Genomic DNA, 17120 nt, shown 5'->3' with positions numbered 1-17120 from the left:
CCGGCGGGCAGCCGAGCGCATGAGCCTTGCGCAATGCCCGCTTGTCTGGAGCTGCGGCAACCGACATCATCGGGGACGTGGCCATCCTTGCCCGACAGGGGTCGTATGAAACGCTTTGCAAACCTGAAACGCCTGGGCTTCTTCACGCGGCTTCTCGACGAGGCGCCGCCGGCGGACCGCTATCGCTTCGCCGCAGAGCAGATCGTGCGCGCCGAGAAGGCCGGGCTCGATTCCGCCTGGATCGCGCAGCATCATTTCCATGAGCGCGAGGGCGGCCTGCCGTCGCCCTTCACCTTCCTGGGCTATGTCGCCGCCCAGACCTCGCGCATCCGCCTCGGCACCGGCATCGTGACGCTGCCGCTGGAGAGTGCGGTGAGGGTGGCCGAGGACGCCGCGGTGCTCGATCTGCTCTGCAACGGCCGGTTCGAGCTCGGTGTCGGCACCGGCGGAAATCCGTCGGCCTTCGCCGCCTTCGGCCTCGACGGCGCCCAGCGCAACGAGATCTTTGCCCGCAATCTGGACATCGTCCGCAAGGCGCTGACCGGCAAGCAGCTCGACGGTGGCGACACGCTCTATCCGCAGCGGCCGCAACTGGACAAGCGCATCTGGCAGGCGACGTTCTCCGTCGCGGGCGGCGCCCGCGCCGGCAAGGCCGGCGATGGCCTCCTGCTCTCGCGCACCCAGCCGCGCGCCAAGGACGCGCCGACGGCGACGCTCGCCGAGATCCAGAACCCGATCATCGACGCCTATCTCGAAGCGCTGCCGCCGGGCTGCGAGCCGCGCATCATGGCCTCGCGCAGCGTCTTCGTCGCCGACGACCATCGCGAGGCATTGCGTCTTGCCGACATTGGACTGCGGCGCGCGCTGCCGCAATTCATGAAGGGCGGTCACCTGCCGCCCGGCGAGACGCTGGAGGAGATGATCGTCGCGTTCGACACCCATGTGGGCGCGGCGGACGAGGTGATCGCCTCGCTCCGCACCGATGCGACGCTGGAGCGGGTGACCGATCTCGTCTTCCAGGTCCATTCGGTCGATGCGCCGCATCCCTATGTCCTGCGCTCGATCGATCTGGTCGCGGAGAAGGTCGCGCCGGCGCTGGGTTGGACGCGGACGGCGCCGGCCGTGGCGCTGGCGGGCTAGCCGGAATGAAACTGCACGAGGCTGAATGATGGCAACACAGGATATCATCGACACGCTTGCCGGCATCGCGCCGGGCTCGGCCCTGGACGGCATCCGCGCGCGGCGCCTGCAAGCGCGCGAGAACGCGCAGAAGAGCTACCTCTCCTTGTTCGAGCCGATCGACGCGAGCGATTTTTCGCTGGTCGAGCGCGCCGCGGTCGCGGCCTTCGTCACCGGGCTCCATGGCGAGTCGCCCGTTGCGTCCTTCTATCGCGACAAGCTCGCGGCGAGTTCGGGTGGTGCGGCTCTGCTTGAGGCGATCGACGCGGAAATCGCGCGCGGCAGGACCTCGGGTCCGTATGGCTCCTTTCCGGCTGGACCGCTGTCGGTCGAAAACACCGCCGGCCTGATCTATCGCGTCAGTGCTGCGAGCAAATCCGTTCTCGGCACCAGGCTCGTCGCGGCGCTCGAGCATGCGCACCTGCTGGTGTTCCGTCCGCGCGACGCCGCATCCGCCGACATGAAGGCGCTGCTGGCTTCCGGTTGGTCGGCCACCGGCATCGTCACGTTCTCCCAGCTCGTGGCGTTCCTGTCGTTCCAGGTCCGCGTCGTCAGCGGCTTGCGCACGCTCGCCGCGGCAAGCGCTTAGGAGGCAGCAATCATGAGCACCATCAATCCGCCCGTCGTCTTCACCCAGGACGAGCTCGGCTGGGTCTCGTGGATCGACCCGCTGCCCGAGGCCGAGCTGACCGAACGGCATTTCAATGGCCTCGTCGACCGCGCTCGCGCCAAGTCGGAATATTTCCGCCTGCTCGTGCGCGACCCCGAAGTGCTCGAAGCCCGCACCAAGACCGACAAGGACATCTTCTACAACGTCGTCGACGGCCTGCCGCGCGCCGAGCGCGAGCTCGCCGCCGCCGCGACCTCGCGTTACAACGGCTGCATCTATTGCGCCTCCGTGCATGCGCGCTTCGCCAGCACCTATTCCAAGCGCCGCGAAGATGTGCAGAAGCTGCTCGACGAGGGCGTCAAGGCCGATCTCGGCGAACGCTGGAATGCCGTGGTCAAGGCCTCCGTGGCGTTGGCCGCGACGCCGATCGCCTTCGGGCCCGACAACATCAAGGAGCTGCGGAGCGCCGGCCTCGACGATGCCGAGATCGTCGACGTCATCAACGGCGCCTCGTTCTTCAACTGGGCGAACCGGCTGATGCTGTCGCTCGGCGAGCCCTCGAAATAGGCATTCTCACCGGCACAAGATTTGCTGCTTTGTTTCAACACCTGAGTGGATGGAGCCTTTCATGAGCAACATCGATCGCCGTAGTCTGGTCAAGGGTTCGCTTGCCGCCATGATGGCGGGAGCGGCCTTTTCGCGCGGCGCCTTCGCCCAATCCTCCGAGCCGATCCTGCTCGGCGTCAGCGGCCCCCTGACGGGACCGAATGCGCAATATGGCACGCAGTGGAAGCAGGGCTTTGATCTCGCGCTCGATGAGATCCAGGCGGCCGGCGGCATCAACGGCCGCAAGCTCGCCTACCAGTTCGAGGACAGCCAGAGCGACCCGCGCCAGTCGGTGGCGATCGCGCAGAAGTTCGTCTCCAATCCCAGCATCGTGCTGGAGCTCGGCGACTTCTCCAGTCCGGCCTCGATGGCGGCTTCGCCGATCTACCAGCGCGCGGGCCTCGTGCAGTTCGGCTTCACCAACTCGCATCCTGATTTCACCAAGGGCGGCGACTTCATGTGGAGCACCTCGGTCAGCCAGGCCGACGAGCAGCCGCTGCTGGCGTCCTATGCGGTGAGGCGGCTCGGCCTGAAGAAGCTCGCGGTGCTGCATCTGAACACCGATTGGGGCCGCACCAGCCGCGATTATTTCGTCAACGCTGCGAAGGAATATGGCGCGGAGATCGTGGTCACCGAGGGCTATATCGCAGAGGAGCGCGACTTCCGCTCAACGCTGGTGCGCGTCCGCGATGCCAATCCGGACGGGCTGATCCTGATCTCCTACTATTCCGACGGCGCGCTGATTGCGCGCCAGGCACGCCAGGTCGGGCTCAAGCAGGTGATCTGCGCCGCAAGCTCGGTCTACTCGCCGAAATTCCTGGAGCTCGGCGGCGAGGCCGTCGAGGACGTTCACGTCGGCACGCGCTACTTCCCGGAAGATCCGCGGCCCGAGGTGCAGAAGTTCATCTCCGGCTTCAAGAAGAAGTACAACGGGCTGGAGCCCGACGCCTTCAATGCCTACGCCTACGACGCCATGAACATGGCGGCTGCGGTGGTGAGGATCGGCGGCATCGATCGCAAGGCGATCCGCGAGGCCTTTACCAAGGTCAAGGATGTGCCGAGCGTGATCTTCGGCACCGCGACGTTCGACGTCGCGACCCGCCGCGTCAAGGGCGCCATGAACGCCGAGCTGGTCGTGCGCAAGGGCCAGTTCGCGCTCTGGGACGGCAAGCCGACCTGATCCGACGGCCGGAGCGGGGGCTCCGGCCGCTTTCCTCTCGACGCGGGGCTCAAGCGTGTCTTCCTGGCTCGACTACACCATCAACGGGCTGATCGTCGGCAACGTCTACGCGCTCGTTGCGGTCGGGCTTGCGCTGATCTTCGGCGTCAGCCGGCTGATCAACTTCGCGCAAGGCTCGATCTATCTGGTCGGCGCCTATATCGGCTGGGTCGCGGTGGTGCAGTTGCATACGCCGCTGCCGCTCACCATCATCGTGGTGGCGGCCGCCGCCGCAATCGTCGGCCTGATCATCGAGCGGTTCGGCCTGCGTCCGCTGCAGAACTCGGTGCGCATCGCACCGCTGCTGGCAACGATCGGCATCAGCTTCGTGCTCGATCAGCTGGTGATGCTGACGTTCTCGCCCAATCCGCGCGCGCTGCCGAGCCAGTTGCCGGATGTGCGCTTCCAGGTCGGCGGCGGCACGATAGGTCCGCTCGATCTCCTGATCGCCGGCGTCGGCCTCACCAGCGCGCTGCTGCTGTTCGTGTTCCTGCGCTACTCCAAGCTCGGCTGGGCGGTGCGAGCGGCGTCGCAGGACCGCGACGCGGCCATGCAGATGGGCGTCGACGTCAACCGGGTCAATCAGGCGGTGTTCGGCATTGCCGCTGCGCTCGGCGGCGTCTCCGGCATGCTGGTCGGCATGTACTACAACCAGATCGACACCGCGATGAGCCTGCAGGCGACGCTGAAAGGCGTCGTCGCCGAAGTCGTCGGTGGCGCCGGCAATGTGCCCGGCGCGGTGATCGGCAGTCTGCTGCTGGGTCTGGTCGAGAGCTACGGCGTGGCCGTGTTCGGTACCTCCTACCGCAATCTGTTCGCCTTCCTGCTGCTGGTCGTCGTGCTGGTGCTGCGGCCGAACGGCCTGTTTGCCAGCGCGCGGCAGGCGCCGCCCGAGCCGCTCACCGGCACTTTTATTGCGCCGAGCCGCCCCGTCCGTATTCCGCGCTGGGCTCTTGCGGTCGCCGCCGCGATCTTCGCGGTCCTGCCGTTCTTCCCGGTGTCCTTCTACGTGCTCCAGACCCTGATCAATGCCTGGCTGCTCGGCATGCTCGCGCTCAGCCTGACGCTGGTCGCGGGCACCATGGGGCAGGTCTCGCTCGGGCACGCCGCGCTGCTCGCGATCGGCGCCTATACGTCGGCGCTGCTCTCGCTGACCCTCAACGTCCCGGTCGGCCTTGCCGTGATCGGCGGCGGCCTGATGAGCGCCGCGCTCGGCACGCTGCTGATCTCGCCCTCGTTCCGCCTGCGCGGGCACTATGTCTCGATCGCGACGCTCGCGATCGGCGAGATCGTGTCGCTGGTGATCCTGAACTGGGAAAGCGTGACGCGCGGCCCGATCGGCATCTCCGGCATCCCGCCGCTGTCGCTGTTCGGCTATGATCTGATCAGCCCGTCCTCGATCTACTGGTTCAGCTTTGCGGTGATGGCCGTGCTGGCGCTGCTGCAGGGGCGGCTGCTCACATCGCATCTCGGCCGCAGCTTTCGCGCCATCCGCGACGATGACATCGCCGCGCGCGCCTATGGCCTCAGCCTGAACCGCTACAAGTCGCTCGCCTTCATCTTCGGCGGCTTCGCGGCCGGCGTCAGCGGCGGCATCGCCGCGCATCTCTATTCCTACATCAACCACGAGACCTTCAACACGCAACAATCCATCCTGGCGCTGACGGTCGTCATCCTCGGCGGCCTCGGCAACGTGGTCGGCGCCATCGTCGGGGCGGTGGCGCTGGTCGGCCTGCCCGAGGTGTTCCGGATCGCGGCCGAGTACCGCATCCTGATCTACGGCATCGTGCTGCTGCTGCTCGTGCGGTTCAGGCCGCAGGGCCTGCTGGGGACGATCTGATGGCGGAGCAGCACACATCCATGCTGTCGCTGCGCGGGCTGACGCGCCGCTTCGGCGGCCTCACCGCGGTCGATGCCATCGACCTCGATCTCGCCAAAGGCGAGCTCATCAGCATCATCGGCCCGAACGGCGCCGGCAAGACCACGCTGTTCAATCTCGTGACGGGGCTCGACCGGCCCGATGCCGGCACTGTCCACTTCGAGGGTCAGGACATCACCGGCCTGTCGCCGGAGCGTCTTGCCGCCGAAGGCATCGCGCGCACGTTCCAGCTCGGCCGCGTGTTCGGCAATCTCAGCGTGATGGACAACGTCCTGATCGGCGCGCACACGCGGCTGCGGGCGGTGAAGCCGGCCGTGCCGGTGATCGGCCCGCTGCTCGAATTGGGCCTCGCGCTGCTGCGCCCCTCGAGCGTCAAGGCCGAGGAGGAGCGGCTGCGCCAGGAAGTGAAAGTTATCCTCGCCCGCTTCGGCGAGCGGCTGCTGCCGCGCATCGACCAGCCGGCCTACAGCCTGTCCTACGCCAACCGCCGCCGTGTCGAGATCGCGCGCGCGCTCGCGCTCAAGCCGCGCCTCCTGCTGCTCGACGAGCCCACCGCCGGCATGAACCCGACCGAGACGGCGGAGATGCAGGCGCTCGTCGCCGAGCTGAAGGCCGAGGGGCTGACCATCCTCCTGATCGAGCACAAGCTGGAGATGGTGATGCGCCTGTCCGACCGCGTCATCGTCATGGACGAGGGCAAGAAGATTGCGGAAGGGCCGGGCGAAGAGGTCCGGACCGATCCCAAGGTGATCGAGGCCTATCTCGGCCACGGGCTGTCAGGCACGGCGGAGCAGGAGAGCGCGGCATGACGAATTCTTCGCCCGAACCGCTGCTGGCGCTGTCCGGCGTCAACACCTTCTACGGCCAGGCCCAGGTGCATTTCGACCTGTCGATCACCGTCGCGCGCGGCCACATCGTCTGCCTGCTCGGCGGCAATGCCAGCGGCAAGTCGACGACGATGAAGATCATTTTGGGGCTGGTGAAGCCGCGTGCCGGCGAGGTCACGTTCGACGGTGCTTCGTTGCTGGGGCTGACGACGCCGCAGATCGTCCGCCGCGGCATCGCCTCGGTGCCGGAGGCGCGGCGCCTGTTCGCGGACATGAGTGTGCGCGAAAACATCCTGATGGGCGCGTTCGTGCGCAGCGACCGCGAGGCGGTGGCGCAGGATCTCGACAGGATGCTGACGCTGTTTCCAAAACTCGGCCAGCGGCTGTCGCAACGCGCGGGCTCGCTCTCCGGCGGCGAGCAGCAGATGGTGGCGATGGCGCGGGCGCTGATGAGCCGTCCCCGGATGATCGTGATGGACGAGCCGACCATGGGCCTGTCGCCGCTCTATGTCGACCGGGTGCTGGAGCTGATCCGCACCATCAACCAGGAGGGCGTCTCGGTGTTCATGGTCGAGCAGAACGCCAGCCTCGCGCTCGAGATCGCGCACGAGGCCTATGTGCTGCAGACCGGCAAGATCGTGCTGTCGGGTCCGGCGCGCGCGCTGAAGGACGATCCCAGGGTACGCGACGCCTATCTCGGCGGCTCCGAAGCCGCCTGACGCAGTGCGCTGACCTCTCCAAATCATGGCCGGGCTTGACCCGGCCATGACGTATTACGCCGAAGCCGCGCGCACGACCGGCTCGGCCGGCGGCTGCTCGTCGCCATTGGGATCGCCCGGCGCGGTCGCCCAGGCGAGCTCCACCAGGGTCACGAACCGGCGGCCGCCGCCGTCGAGCTGGACCACGATCAGGCCCTGCTCCTCCATGTAGCCGAGCAGCCGTTGCGCGCGGCGCAGCGAGTGCGAGCCGTAGGCGCGGGCGATCGCGGCGTCGCCGGGACAGGGCCAGCCTTCCTTGGCCGCCCGCGCGATCATCATGAACACGCCCTGCATGTCGTCGGGCAGGATCGAGGCGCGCAGCGACACCTCCTGCCAGGCGTCGTCATCGGCGAGCTCCGTGCCGAGCCCGGCGCGCGCATGCGTCAGCATGCGGCGGAATTCGTTGAGATCGGGCACCGCGGAGCCGAGGCCTTCGATGCGGCAGCGGACCACGAATTCCTGATACAGCACGCCGATCGCGCGAAAGCCGGCGTCGGGCTCGGCGAGCACGGCGCGCAAGGTGCGATCCACGCGCTCGCGCCGCTCGGCGAGCTCCTCGGCGCTGACCGGCACCTCGACCACTTCGGGCCGAACCTCCGGCACCGCGGCGGCCTTCGCGGCGCGGAGCTGCTCGAGCAGGTCCGGCGCTGGCCGGCGCTGCGGGCGGCTGGCGTCGGGCGGCGGCGCGGCGAGGATCACGGCGCGCATCTCTTCCGTCGCCGCCTCCGGCATCGGCATCAGCCGCGGCGTGGAGTTGCGCGGGGAGGTGTCGGTCGGGCCGATGTTCAGGCGCAGCGGACGGCGCGACAACGCAGGCCCGAGCGCCATGAACTGGCCGCGTTCGAGATCGCGGAACGCTTCGGCCTGCCGCCGCTCCATGCCGAGCAGATCGGCGGCGCGCGCCATGTCGATGTCGAGGAAGGTGCGGCCCATCAGGAAGTTCGAGGCTTCCGCCGCGACGTTCTTGGCGAGCTTGGCAAGGCGCTGGGTCGCGATGATGCCGGCAAGGCCGCGCTTGCGGCCGCGGCACATCAAGTTGGTCATGGCGCCGAGCGACAGCTTGCGCGCCTCGTCCGAGACTTCACCGGCGACCGCCGGCGCGAACAGCTGTGCCTCGTCCACCACCACCAGCATCGGATACCAATGGTCCCGGTCGACGTCGAACATCCCGCCGAGGAAGGCGGCGGCACGCCGCATCTGGTTCTCGGCGTCGAGGCCTTCGAGATTGAGCACGGTGGAGACGCGATGCAGCCGCGCGCGCTCGCCGGCGACCTGCAGGCCGCGCTCGGTGTGATCCTCGGCGTCGATCACGAGATGGCCGAACCGCTCGGCCAGCGTGACAAAGTCGCCTTCGGGGTCGATGATGGCCTGCTGCACCCAGGGCGCGCTCTGCTCCAGCAGGCGCCGCAGCAGATGCGACTTGCCGGAGCCGGAATTGCCCTGCACCAGGAGACGGGTCGCCAGGAGTTCCTCGAGGTCCATGGCGGCCGCGGCGCCTGCCGTGGTCTGCCCCATCTCGATCGCAACCGTCATGTCCTCGACTCAAGCCCTTCCATTCGCGGACAGGGGCTTACCAACCCGGCCGGGGCGCGTCGAGCGCTCCGGCGCGAATCAGGCGGCGTTGCCCACGGCGGCGTTCAGGCGTGGCCGGACAACCGTAGAAGTGCGGGCCGGTAGGGGGCCTGCGGATCGTCGTCCTCGTTCGCAGGGATGGTGCAGGAGCCGAATTCCTGCCGGATCCGCTCGATCTCGGCGATGCGCTCGTGCAGGCGCTGCAGGTGTTCAGGCGATCTCGCCCGCCAGAAGGCGAAGGTGTCGGCGGTGAGGGGCAGGAACGCCGTGCCGAACGACGTCGGCTCGGGGACAACGGTGCGTCCGAGCAGCAAAAACCGCTCGCTGCCGGACACGATCAGGGTCGCGTAGCCGCGATTTCCGATTCGCCTGATCCCGTTCAGCGACCATTCGGCGAGCTTGCTGAAGTACAGCTCCTCGCGCCAGCGATCGGGACAATCGTCGTCGACCGTGACGTTGACGGCATCCTGGCTGAAATGCACCACGATGCCCGATGTCGCGGGGAACCAGTCGTCGTCGAGATGGCCCTGCAGCCAGGCGCAGACAAAGGACCGGCACATCTGCGGGCGGCGCTCGTAGATGGCGCATCCTGTCCCTGTCTGCCAATGCCGGCAGAGCTGGTTCACCGGCTTGTCGACGCCGGCGACTTCGAGGATATCGCAGCAGGCATTGCACGATCCGCATTCCCGGGCGGGCCGCGCCGTCTTCGGCAGGCCGGTGGCCCGAAAACCCTGGCCGTCGCGGACCAGCAGCTTCTGCTTCTCCAGCGCGGTCAGCGCGCGTTCGATCTTGAGACGGGAGAGGCCGGTGGCGTCGATGACGCCCTTCATCGTCGTCGCACCCGCCTCGACCGCGCGGACGACGCTCAGCATCGCCTGGTCCATTGCTTCTTCTCTTGTTCTTCTGGAACCCAAACGCCAGGCAGCGCAGATCGATGCCTGAAAAAGCAGTTGTAAATAACTGATCTGAAAAACTATCTTGCTCACGCCATTGCGCGAGGCAAGGCGATGCGCCCGCTACGCGTGCATGCGGCCTTGCGCAAATGAAGGATCACGTAGCGGCGGCGGAAGGTGTCTGCGCGCACGGCGAGAGAAGGATTCTTCGCGCTTTCATTCCGTTCGTGCGGAAACATCGTGCTTTGAGCCGTCTTGCGACGCGATCACGTGCGTTGCTCTCACGCACAGTTGATATTTGCAGCTGCGCGCCGGAGCGGCGCGACGGCGACACGATCGCGTGATCGAGCTGCGGTGACGTCTGCGCCACACCCGGAACAGTGTCGTGTGAGGCCCGGCATCGGCGATCCCGCCGCTTGCGTCCAATGACGCAGATCAAGGTGCGTTCGGTCGCGACCTGCTAGCTCGGCGCATGAGTTTTCTGGCCTTCTTCACCGCCACCTGCTTCATGCTGGCCTTGCCGGGCCCGACCAACACGCTGCTCGCGACATCGGGGGCGGGGGTCGGCATCTCGCGCTCGCTGCATTTGCTGGCGGCGGAGCTGTGCGGCTATTTGCTGGCGATCATCCTGCTGCGGCTGGCGCTCGGACCGATCCTGAGCGATATCCCGGTCGCGGCCGTCGTGCTCCGCGCGGCCGTGACCGTCTACATCCTTGGCCTTGCCGTCGTGCTCTGGCGTTTCCGCGCGCACGAGCTGCGCATCGGCGCGCCCGTGCAGTTCGGGCAGGTGCTGTTTGCCACGCTGCTCAATCCCAAGGCGATGGTGTTCGCCTTCCTGCTGCTGCCGCTGCAGGCCGGACTGTTCGAGCTGTTGCCCTGGTTCGGCATGATCGCGCTTTTGATCGTCACGGCGGGAGCGAGCTGGGTGACGCTGGGGGCTGCGCTCGGCCGCGGCGCCCGTCGGCTCGGGCGCCCGGACCTGATCACCCGTGCCGGCGCGGTCACGCTCGTCGCCGTGACCGGCCTGATCTGGCTTTAGTCGTTCCTCAGCGCGTGACCGCCGGCACGCGGTCTGGCGCGGCGCGCTTACTGCGCGCCGGATCCGCCCTGCACGATCTTCTCGTTCAGCTTCTGATCCACCGTGTCGACCGTGCGATCGATCTCGGGATTGGGCACGCCGAGCTGATGCGAGATCAGCTTCACCAGGAGATCGACGCGCTCGATGAAGGGCGCGCCGCTCGCGACCGCGCGCGCGGCCGACGACGGCTTCAGCAGGCTTTCGGCGGCCTTGGCGTATTTCGCGAACGGCACCTGGTCCTGCGGATCGGCGCCGAGGCGGCGGGCGATGGCGTCGACATGGTCGTAGATCGTCTGCGAGCGCGCGAGATCGCCGTGCACGGCGTCGCGGATCGACTGCGGCTCGTTCGGCGTGATGCAGCGGTAATTGCCGGTGAGCAGCATCGACCATTTCGCCAGCGGCACGAACAGCGAGTCGAACACCTTCAGCTTCACCGGCACGTCGTGGCCGTCGAGCGTCACGGCGTCGATGTCCGCCTCCAGCTCGCGCAACACCTTGTTGTGCTTCTCGTCGGCGAAGGCCGATGCCTTGAAGTTGGTGGGTAGCCCGACATGAAGCACGTTCGCGGCTTCCTCCGGCGGGCGGAAGGCCTGCGGATCCGGCGAGCACAGCGTCACGAGGCCCGGCTCGAATCGCTCCCACACCTGCGCATTAGTATAGGCCTCCTCCAGGTCCATGTCGGCGAGGGCGGGAATCCGCTTCAGATAGGGCAGCGGCGGCATGTTCATGATCGACAGGCACGGCAGCTTCGCTGCGGCGATCTTGACCATGAGCACGCGCACGGTGTGGTTGGTGTACTGCGGTTCCTGCATCGCAAGGCCAACTATATCGTAGCGCGATAGATCGACATTGGCCGGCGTCACCGCGTCGAGCTTGCCGGGCAGGTTGCGTGAGAAGATCGCCCGGTGCACCGCCTCGTCACGCAATTTGATGCGGACCTCGGTGCCGTCGCGATTGATGAGCTCCGCGGTCTTGGCACGGCAGACCAGGGTCACATTGTGCCCGGCCATCAGCAGCTTCGTGCCGAGCAGGGAACCGTAGGAAGCCCCTAGAATCAATATGTTACGTGCCATGCTTCGTCCCTTGGAGATGTCGGTGATTTTTGCGCCCCGGCCGTGGTTCCAGGGCGGGTTGCGGGCATGTAAGGCGAAGTGGCCGCGGATGGCAACTGGGATAATGCATACAAGAGACGGGGCCAGGGGGCAGCGGCTCCGCCGCTGGCGACACAATTGTGACGCCAAATTGAGCCGCCAAGGGTTCGAGAAAGCTGTCGTTGCTTAATGCAAGTTAATTCGGCAACGCCTCGAACGTCGTATGTCACATCTCTCCTCGCTCACCGGGGAAGCGATCGCACGTCGCCAGTCTTGTGGCGATGAGCGGAGAGTCGTGTTCCCAATTTTCCCGAAATTCGCCAGGTTGCATCGGCCGAGCGTCAATCAGCCGCATCACTGGGCGCTATCGTGATTGGCGGAGCGCTTCACTCGGCCATAAGAAAATCACGATGAGGATCGAGATGGTTATGCCTGTTCTGTCATCGAAACGGCATCCAAACTTTGGTCATTGATCGAAACAAAAAACTGCAAACGCAGCGCCGCAGAAATGGCAGAGTGGCGCGGGGCCTTAGACTATGTATCAGCAGCGGAGCTGAGACGTGACGATTGAGCTGGAGCCGGCGTGGAATCTATGTTGAGGGCGGCTCGTCGGGGCGACATGCGGATTGCACCGGTGCCCCCGCCCACGCGAAGTGACGTGCACGGCGCTGTGCTGGTCAATCGCTGACAGCGCCGTTCGGGGAAAGAAATGGAAGGTGATCATTGGCCTCACGGCTCCTGCGATGGCGCCGGTGGAAGTCTGGCACGCTTGCGGAAGCGCGCGTCCGAATTCTTCGAGAGCCTGTCCGTCGCGGAACTTGCGCGTGAGACGCACAGGCAGCTGTGGCTTTCGGACTGGTTGAGGGTCGCGGAAGATTATTGGACCTCCGCCGAGTTTGCGCGTGCAAACGGTGCCGATCGGATTGCCCGCGAAGCCTGGATGTGTTCGCTGACCGCATTCGAAGTCGCACGAAATCTTTCTTGTCCGGGAGATCTTGCGACTGGCGACCTCGCGGACAAGGTTGAGCTTAGTGTGAGGAGCTTCTCGGACGAGGCAGATCCGGCGATCGAGCGGGTGGAGCTCGAAGGCTTCGATCATGCTGCGCTGACCGGCTACTTCCTGCCGGCGCTTCGTCATGGCCCTTCCGCGCCTGCGGTCATCTGCATCGCCGACGAGAACATCACCCTGGCCTCGCTGATGAGCAGGCTTCTGCCCACCTCGCTGCGCCGGAAGATGTCGCTTCTGCTCGTCGATGCCGAGAAATCGCCCGCGCCTCGGCTGCTAAAGCCGCAACATATCCTTCAGTGCTGGATGGACTATCTGGATGCGCGTCCGGACGTCGATTCGCAGCGGATCGCGATCTACGGCGAGGGGACGGGCGCCCGCCATGCCTCCAGCCTCGCGCTGCTGGATCGCCGGATATCGGCCGCCGTGTGCGACGGCGCTCTTGTAACGCCGGTCATGCGCCAGGCGGCGATTCGCTGGTGGACCGGCGCCGGCCAGTCCGGCCACGACGCAAGCGCCGCGGATTCGCCGTTGCCGCCGCGCCGGATCGCCTGTCCGCTTCTCGTCGTCGTTGGCGATCGCTCGATGGTGCGGGAACAAGAGGCACTCGATCTGCAGGCCAGTTATCGGCAGGCCGGAGCGGATTGCTCGGTCGTCGTGCCGAACCGCATCGCCTACCCCAGGGGCGAAGTCGACAACTTCATCGCGGTGGATGATTTCATTTTCGAGTGGCTCGACAGCAAGCTCGGTGCCGGCCATCGGCTCGATCCCATAACTTACCTCTAGACCCCGGGAGATCGTGCCGAAGCGCATTCCGGATGCGCGCGCACGATTCTCATCATCCGTCGCGCTTGGCCCGTGTCAGGCAGACCTGCGGATCACGAAACGTCGATAGCCAGCAATCGTGCGGCGAGCCGGGCGTTCTTGGCAATCGTCGCGAGCGCGGCATTCAGATCGGCGAGGGTCTTCTCGTCGAGCTCGTTGAACATGGTCGAGTTCAGCGCGAGCCGTCTCTTGGAAAGCTTCTCGATTTCCGTCGTCGCCTTTTCGGTCAGAGCCATCAGGACGAAACGGGCATCGTCTGCTGCCGGTCGCCGCGACAGGAACCCGGCCTTCTCGAGGGTCTTGGTCTGGTTGGTCACGAACGCGGGGTGGATCCGCAGCTTGTTCGCGATGTCGATTCCGGCGACGCCGCGTCCTTCGTCCAGCTCCGTGATGGCCATCAGGATCAGCCACTGCGGCTCGGTAATGCCCAACAGTGCCGCCCAGCTGGTGTGGATGTCCTCCAGCTGGGAGTGGATCTCGACGACGTTCCAGATGAAGTCCGTAATCGCTCTATCGAGCCGCTTCTCGCTCATGTGGTCCCGGAATCAGCAAGCACTAAGGAAAAATCAGGTAGGTGCGACAAAGTAGTACTTCTATCCGGATATTTGACGGGTGTCTCGCTGATAGCGCGCGGAAGTTGCAGAACAATTTCGCGCCGACATCGTGCCTAAGAAATCATCCGATCGTTTATCGCTTGCATAAATCAATTGATTGAGTTATGTCTCGTGCGGCTCAAAGTTTGCGGCTCTTGACCAAATCGACAGCTAGCAATGTGAGACCTCCAAGAAAGCCCTCGGGATGCCCCCTGAGGGCTTTTTCTTTTTGATTTCAATGACTCAGTAGTCGTCAAAAGGCGCTGTTGCTCGTCGGCAACATCTTCCTTCGAAACGAGTGCTTCATCTCATCAATGAATTGAGACGATTGTTTTTATAAACTATACGTGAAGCACGACGGAGGGGGGGCACCTCACTGTCGTTTCAGTCCGGACCTTCAGTGCGGACCTGAATTGAACGGAAATTGATGTGGGTAACGCGGCCTCCAGCGAGGAGCCGAGCCCCCTGAACCGACCTGGAGGTTTACTAATGAAGTTTACGAAGACGCTTCTTCTCGGATCGGCAGCCGGCTTGATGGCCGCTTCCGGTGCGTTCGCTGCCGACCTTCCCGTGAAGGCCAAGGCGGTCGAGTACGTGAAGATCTGCTCGCTGTACGGCGCCGGCTTCTATTACATCCCGGGCACCGACACCTGCATCAAGCTGGGCGGTTATCTGCGCGCTGAAGTCGCGCTGAACACCAACTCGGTCTACAACGGTCAGTTCTCGAGCAACAACGGTTCCCGTAACCGCCTGACCAACTACTACACCATGCGCGCTCGTGAAGATCTCAACATCGACACGCGCACCGCGACGGAATACGGCGTCGTCCGTACCTTCTTCGACGGCGTGTTCTCCTGGACCACCGGCAACTACGCCGGCACCGGCAGCGCGACCGGCACCACCGCCTACAGCAGCACCCTGGCGCTCAACACCTCGGGTGCGACCCCGTCGCTCGTCGGTTCGTCGATCAACCCGACTGACGGCGGCACCTCGGGCGGTTCGCTCGGCGTGTACTACGCCTTCATCCAGTTCGCCGGCTTCACGATGGGTAAGGCCGTGTCGCAGTTCGACGCGCCCTGGACCAACTATCCCGGCAACAACTACGACGGTCTCGTCGGCGGCAGCGGCACGGTTACCGGTGTCACCCAGTTCACCTACACCGCTGACTTCGGTCAGGGCGTGACGGCGGCGTTCTCGGCGGAAGACGCGACGGCCTACTATCAGGCTGGCAACCTCAACATGACGGGCGCGACTGCGGCCGGCATCATTGGCGGCGCCTACGGCTCCAACGCCATCGGCGGCTCGCGTTCGCCGAACCTCGTTGCCATGGTTCGTGTCGACCAGGCTTGGGGTCTGTTCCAGGCGTCGGTTGCTGCGCATGACAACCACGTTGCCTACTACGGCGCCAACGAGGCGACCGGTCACCCCGACGACAAGTGGGGTTGGGCGGTTCAGCTCGCTCTGTCGATCAAGAACATCCCGACCGGTGCGGGTGACGTGATCAACATTTCGGGCGTCTACACCGACGGTGCCACCCGCTACAACTTCCAGAACCTGGCGGGCAGCTCCTACTCGATGTTCGGCAGCTCGGGTCTTGCGGGTGCCTACGGCAGCATCGGCTTCGCCAGCGCGCCTGACACGGTGTTCATCACCGGCAGCTCGCAGGAGACGGTCAAGACCTGGGGCTTCCGCGGCGCTTACACCCACAACTGGGATCCGTACTGGAACACGGCGATCTACGGTGCCTACGCTCAGGCGCAGTACGGCTCGCTCGCCAAGACCGCGATCTGCGGCGCAGGCGGTGCCGGCGGTGTCTTCGGCGGCCTGGCTGGTGTCACCGGCTGTAACCCCGACTTCGCCGTCGCCCAGGCGGGTATCATCACCCGCTGGACTCCGGTCAAGAACCTGACGTTCTCGGCTGACCTCACCTGGACCCATCTGGACCAGAAGTACTCCGGTGCTGTTGCTCTCGCGCCCTCGGGCACGACTGCGAAGCCGGCTGCGACTTACGAGCTCAAGGATCAGGACACCGTCACCCTGCTCCTCCGCGCTCAGCGCAACTGGTAAGATCGGTCGACAGACTGTAGCGAACACCCGGCGGGAAACCGCCGGGTGTTTTTTTATGCGTGGATGGCAGCATAACCGCTGTGCCGTAGCCCGGATGGAGCGGAGCGCAATCCGGGGCCGCTCGCCCGGCAGCCGGCGCATTCCCGGATTACGCTCCGCTCCATCCGGGCTACGGGGCCGGCCTGTGTCGCCGCCTGTCAATCCACTCCGTCAAAAATATTCCGCTTTACCGAAATTCGGAAATGGCGTACGTATCGCCCATCCCGGCTCATCCTTGAGGGGCGATCATGTGGTCGTCATTGTCGCGAGCCGGGCTTGCGGTGGACGCGGCAGCGTCGGGCGCGAGAGCTTGAGGGTAGGGCGGATTGCTCTCCGTGAGCCCCGGGCCTCGCGCGGACGAACGGCGCTGACAGGTTCGTCTCGCCGAGGGGACGGCGGCAACGTGCACAACGTCGTCGAATCCCGCGGCGAACATGGCGGACCGCGCGTACGGCAAAACCGTGTGGTCCCGGCCGTCGTTGCTACGGCCAAGTTCTTGCGGAGGCGGCATCTGCGTCAACCGGCGCGGCGCCGGCGAATTTCGTGAGCGCGAGGGAGGCCAGAGGGAACTCGGCTCCCGGGAGAGCACGGCATAAGCCGTCCGACCATCGCGCAGGGAAGGCCGAGTGATTGGCTCCACCTGTATGCTGCTGTGCGGTTCTTCCTGCGCGTGCCTTTTGCGCAGCGGACCGCGGGTGCGAGGTCAGCACCCGGCCTTCCCTGCGCCCTCTTGGCTTTTGAGGGTGGAGTGATCAGGCAAAGCTCGGGCGAATCGCGCCGCGAGGCTGCGAAGGCGTGTCTGCGAGGTCGTAGGATGGGTAGAGCACTTGCGAAACCCATCACGTTCCGGCGGGCCAGATGCGTGATGGGTTTCGCTT

The 17120-nt window shown here is 65.6% G+C and carries 14 protein-coding genes; 10 read left to right on the top strand and 4 right to left on the bottom strand.

From position 1 onward, the window contains the following. Nucleotides 1–105: 105 nt before the first annotated feature. The 7 genes from JQ617_RS34990 to JQ617_RS34960 all read left to right on the top strand — a co-directional run bounded on the left by JQ617_RS34990 (nt 106) and on the right by JQ617_RS34960 (nt 7039). Nucleotides 106–1140: a putative FMN-dependent luciferase-like monooxygenase gene (locus tag JQ617_RS34990; RefSeq protein WP_212030344.1), complete on the top strand. Its 1035-nt coding sequence runs from the start codon at nt 106–108 to the stop codon at nt 1138–1140. A gap of 28 nt (nt 1141–1168) precedes the next feature. After that, entirely contained in the window at nt 1169–1768 is a 600-nt protein-coding gene (locus JQ617_RS34985; RefSeq protein ID WP_212030463.1) for a CMD domain protein, read from the top strand. Nucleotides 1769–1780: 12 nt separating this feature from the next. Beyond that, entirely contained in the window at nt 1781–2356 is a 576-nt protein-coding gene (locus JQ617_RS34980; RefSeq protein ID WP_212030343.1) for an alkylhydroperoxidase domain protein, read from the top strand. Between the two features lie 61 nt (nt 2357–2417). Next, complete coding sequence (locus JQ617_RS34975; RefSeq protein ID WP_212030342.1) at nt 2418–3575, top strand: ABC transporter substrate-binding protein; 1158 nt, start codon at nt 2418–2420, stop codon at nt 3573–3575. Nucleotides 3576–3630: 55 nt separating this feature from the next. Further along, nucleotides 3631–5454, top strand: coding sequence for an ABC transporter permease (locus tag JQ617_RS34970; protein WP_212030341.1), 1824 nt, complete (start codon nt 3631–3633; stop codon nt 5452–5454). Next, on the top strand, nt 5454–6302 hold the full coding sequence (locus JQ617_RS34965) for an ABC transporter ATP-binding protein (protein ID WP_212030340.1): 849 nt from the start codon (nt 5454–5456) through the stop codon (nt 6300–6302). Before JQ617_RS34970 ends, JQ617_RS34965 begins: the two co-directional genes overlap by 1 nt. Then, on the top strand, nt 6299–7039 hold the full coding sequence (locus JQ617_RS34960) for an ABC transporter ATP-binding protein (protein WP_212030339.1): 741 nt from the start codon (nt 6299–6301) through the stop codon (nt 7037–7039). Before JQ617_RS34965 ends, JQ617_RS34960 begins: the two co-directional genes overlap by 4 nt. A 54-nt stretch (nt 7040–7093) precedes the next feature. Here JQ617_RS34960 and JQ617_RS34955 read toward each other — a convergent pair whose 3' ends face one another. Both JQ617_RS34955 and JQ617_RS34950 read right to left on the bottom strand, forming a co-directional pair. Beyond that, a complete protein-coding gene (locus JQ617_RS34955; protein ID WP_212030338.1) occupies nt 7094–8611 on the bottom strand; it encodes a helicase HerA domain-containing protein in 1518 nt (505 codons plus the stop codon). A 104-nt stretch (nt 8612–8715) separates the two neighbouring features. Continuing rightward, the gene (locus tag JQ617_RS34950; RefSeq protein ID WP_212030337.1) at nt 8716–9534 is read right to left on the bottom strand and encodes a CxxCxxCC domain-containing protein; all 819 of its coding nucleotides are present in this window, start codon (nt 9532–9534) and stop codon (nt 8716–8718) included. Between the two features lie 481 nt (nt 9535–10015). On the opposite strand from JQ617_RS34950, the gene JQ617_RS34945 reads away from it, so the two are divergent. After that, a complete protein-coding gene (locus tag JQ617_RS34945; protein ID WP_212030336.1) occupies nt 10016–10582 on the top strand; it encodes a hypothetical protein in 567 nt (188 codons plus the stop codon). Between the two features lie 47 nt (nt 10583–10629). Here the strand turns inward: JQ617_RS34945 and JQ617_RS34940 are convergent, their stop codons facing one another. Continuing rightward, nucleotides 10630–11694, bottom strand: a complete 1065-nt coding sequence (locus JQ617_RS34940) for a ketopantoate reductase family protein (RefSeq protein ID WP_212030335.1) — start codon at nt 11692–11694, stop codon at nt 10630–10632. A gap of 727 nt (nt 11695–12421) precedes the next feature. Here JQ617_RS34940 and JQ617_RS34935 point away from each other — a divergent pair. Continuing rightward, nucleotides 12422–13504, top strand: a complete 1083-nt coding sequence (locus tag JQ617_RS34935; RefSeq protein WP_212030334.1) for an alpha/beta hydrolase family protein — start codon at nt 12422–12424, stop codon at nt 13502–13504. Nucleotides 13505–13596: 92 nt separating this feature from the next. Here the strand turns inward: JQ617_RS34935 and JQ617_RS34930 are convergent, their stop codons facing one another. After that, entirely contained in the window at nt 13597–14076 is a 480-nt protein-coding gene (locus tag JQ617_RS34930) for a MarR family winged helix-turn-helix transcriptional regulator (RefSeq protein WP_212030333.1), read from the bottom strand. A gap of 549 nt (nt 14077–14625) precedes the next feature. Here JQ617_RS34930 and JQ617_RS34925 point away from each other — a divergent pair. Next, on the top strand, nt 14626–16203 hold the full coding sequence (locus JQ617_RS34925; RefSeq protein ID WP_212030332.1) for a porin: 1578 nt from the start codon (nt 14626–14628) through the stop codon (nt 16201–16203). The last annotated feature ends 917 nt before the right edge of the window (nt 16204–17120 follow it).

It is taken from the genome of Bradyrhizobium sp. KB893862 SZCCT0404 (assembly GCF_018130885.1).
In the GTDB taxonomy this organism is placed as follows: domain Bacteria; phylum Pseudomonadota; class Alphaproteobacteria; order Rhizobiales; family Xanthobacteraceae; genus Bradyrhizobium; species Bradyrhizobium stylosanthis.
This window is presented reverse-complemented; position numbering and strand designations above follow the sequence as displayed.

Excerpts from the sequence above, each read along its gene's own strand:
- JQ617_RS34990 (WP_212030344.1), top strand. The coding sequence starts at position 106 with ATGAAACGCTTTGCAAACCTGAAACGCCTGGGCTTCTTCACGCGGCTT.
- JQ617_RS34985 (WP_212030463.1), top strand. The coding sequence starts at position 1,169 with ATGGCAACACAGGATATCATCGACACGCTTGCCGGCATCGCGCCGGGC.
- JQ617_RS34980 (WP_212030343.1), top strand. The coding sequence starts at position 1,781 with ATGAGCACCATCAATCCGCCCGTCGTCTTCACCCAGGACGAGCTCGGC.
- JQ617_RS34975 (WP_212030342.1), top strand. The coding sequence starts at position 2,418 with ATGAGCAACATCGATCGCCGTAGTCTGGTCAAGGGTTCGCTTGCCGCC.
- JQ617_RS34965 (WP_212030340.1), top strand. The coding sequence starts at position 5,454 with ATGGCGGAGCAGCACACATCCATGCTGTCGCTGCGCGGGCTGACGCGC.
- JQ617_RS34960 (WP_212030339.1), top strand. The coding sequence starts at position 6,299 with ATGACGAATTCTTCGCCCGAACCGCTGCTGGCGCTGTCCGGCGTCAAC.
- JQ617_RS34955 (WP_212030338.1), bottom strand. The coding sequence starts at position 8,611 with ATGACGGTTGCGATCGAGATGGGGCAGACCACGGCAGGCGCCGCGGCC.
- JQ617_RS34950 (WP_212030337.1), bottom strand. The coding sequence starts at position 9,534 with ATGGACCAGGCGATGCTGAGCGTCGTCCGCGCGGTCGAGGCGGGTGCG.
- JQ617_RS34945 (WP_212030336.1), top strand. The coding sequence starts at position 10,016 with ATGAGTTTTCTGGCCTTCTTCACCGCCACCTGCTTCATGCTGGCCTTG.
- JQ617_RS34940 (WP_212030335.1), bottom strand. The coding sequence starts at position 11,694 with ATGGCACGTAACATATTGATTCTAGGGGCTTCCTACGGTTCCCTGCTC.
- JQ617_RS34935 (WP_212030334.1), top strand. The coding sequence starts at position 12,422 with ATGGAAGGTGATCATTGGCCTCACGGCTCCTGCGATGGCGCCGGTGGA.
- JQ617_RS34930 (WP_212030333.1), bottom strand. The coding sequence starts at position 14,076 with ATGAGCGAGAAGCGGCTCGATAGAGCGATTACGGACTTCATCTGGAAC.
- JQ617_RS34925 (WP_212030332.1), top strand. The coding sequence starts at position 14,626 with ATGAAGTTTACGAAGACGCTTCTTCTCGGATCGGCAGCCGGCTTGATG.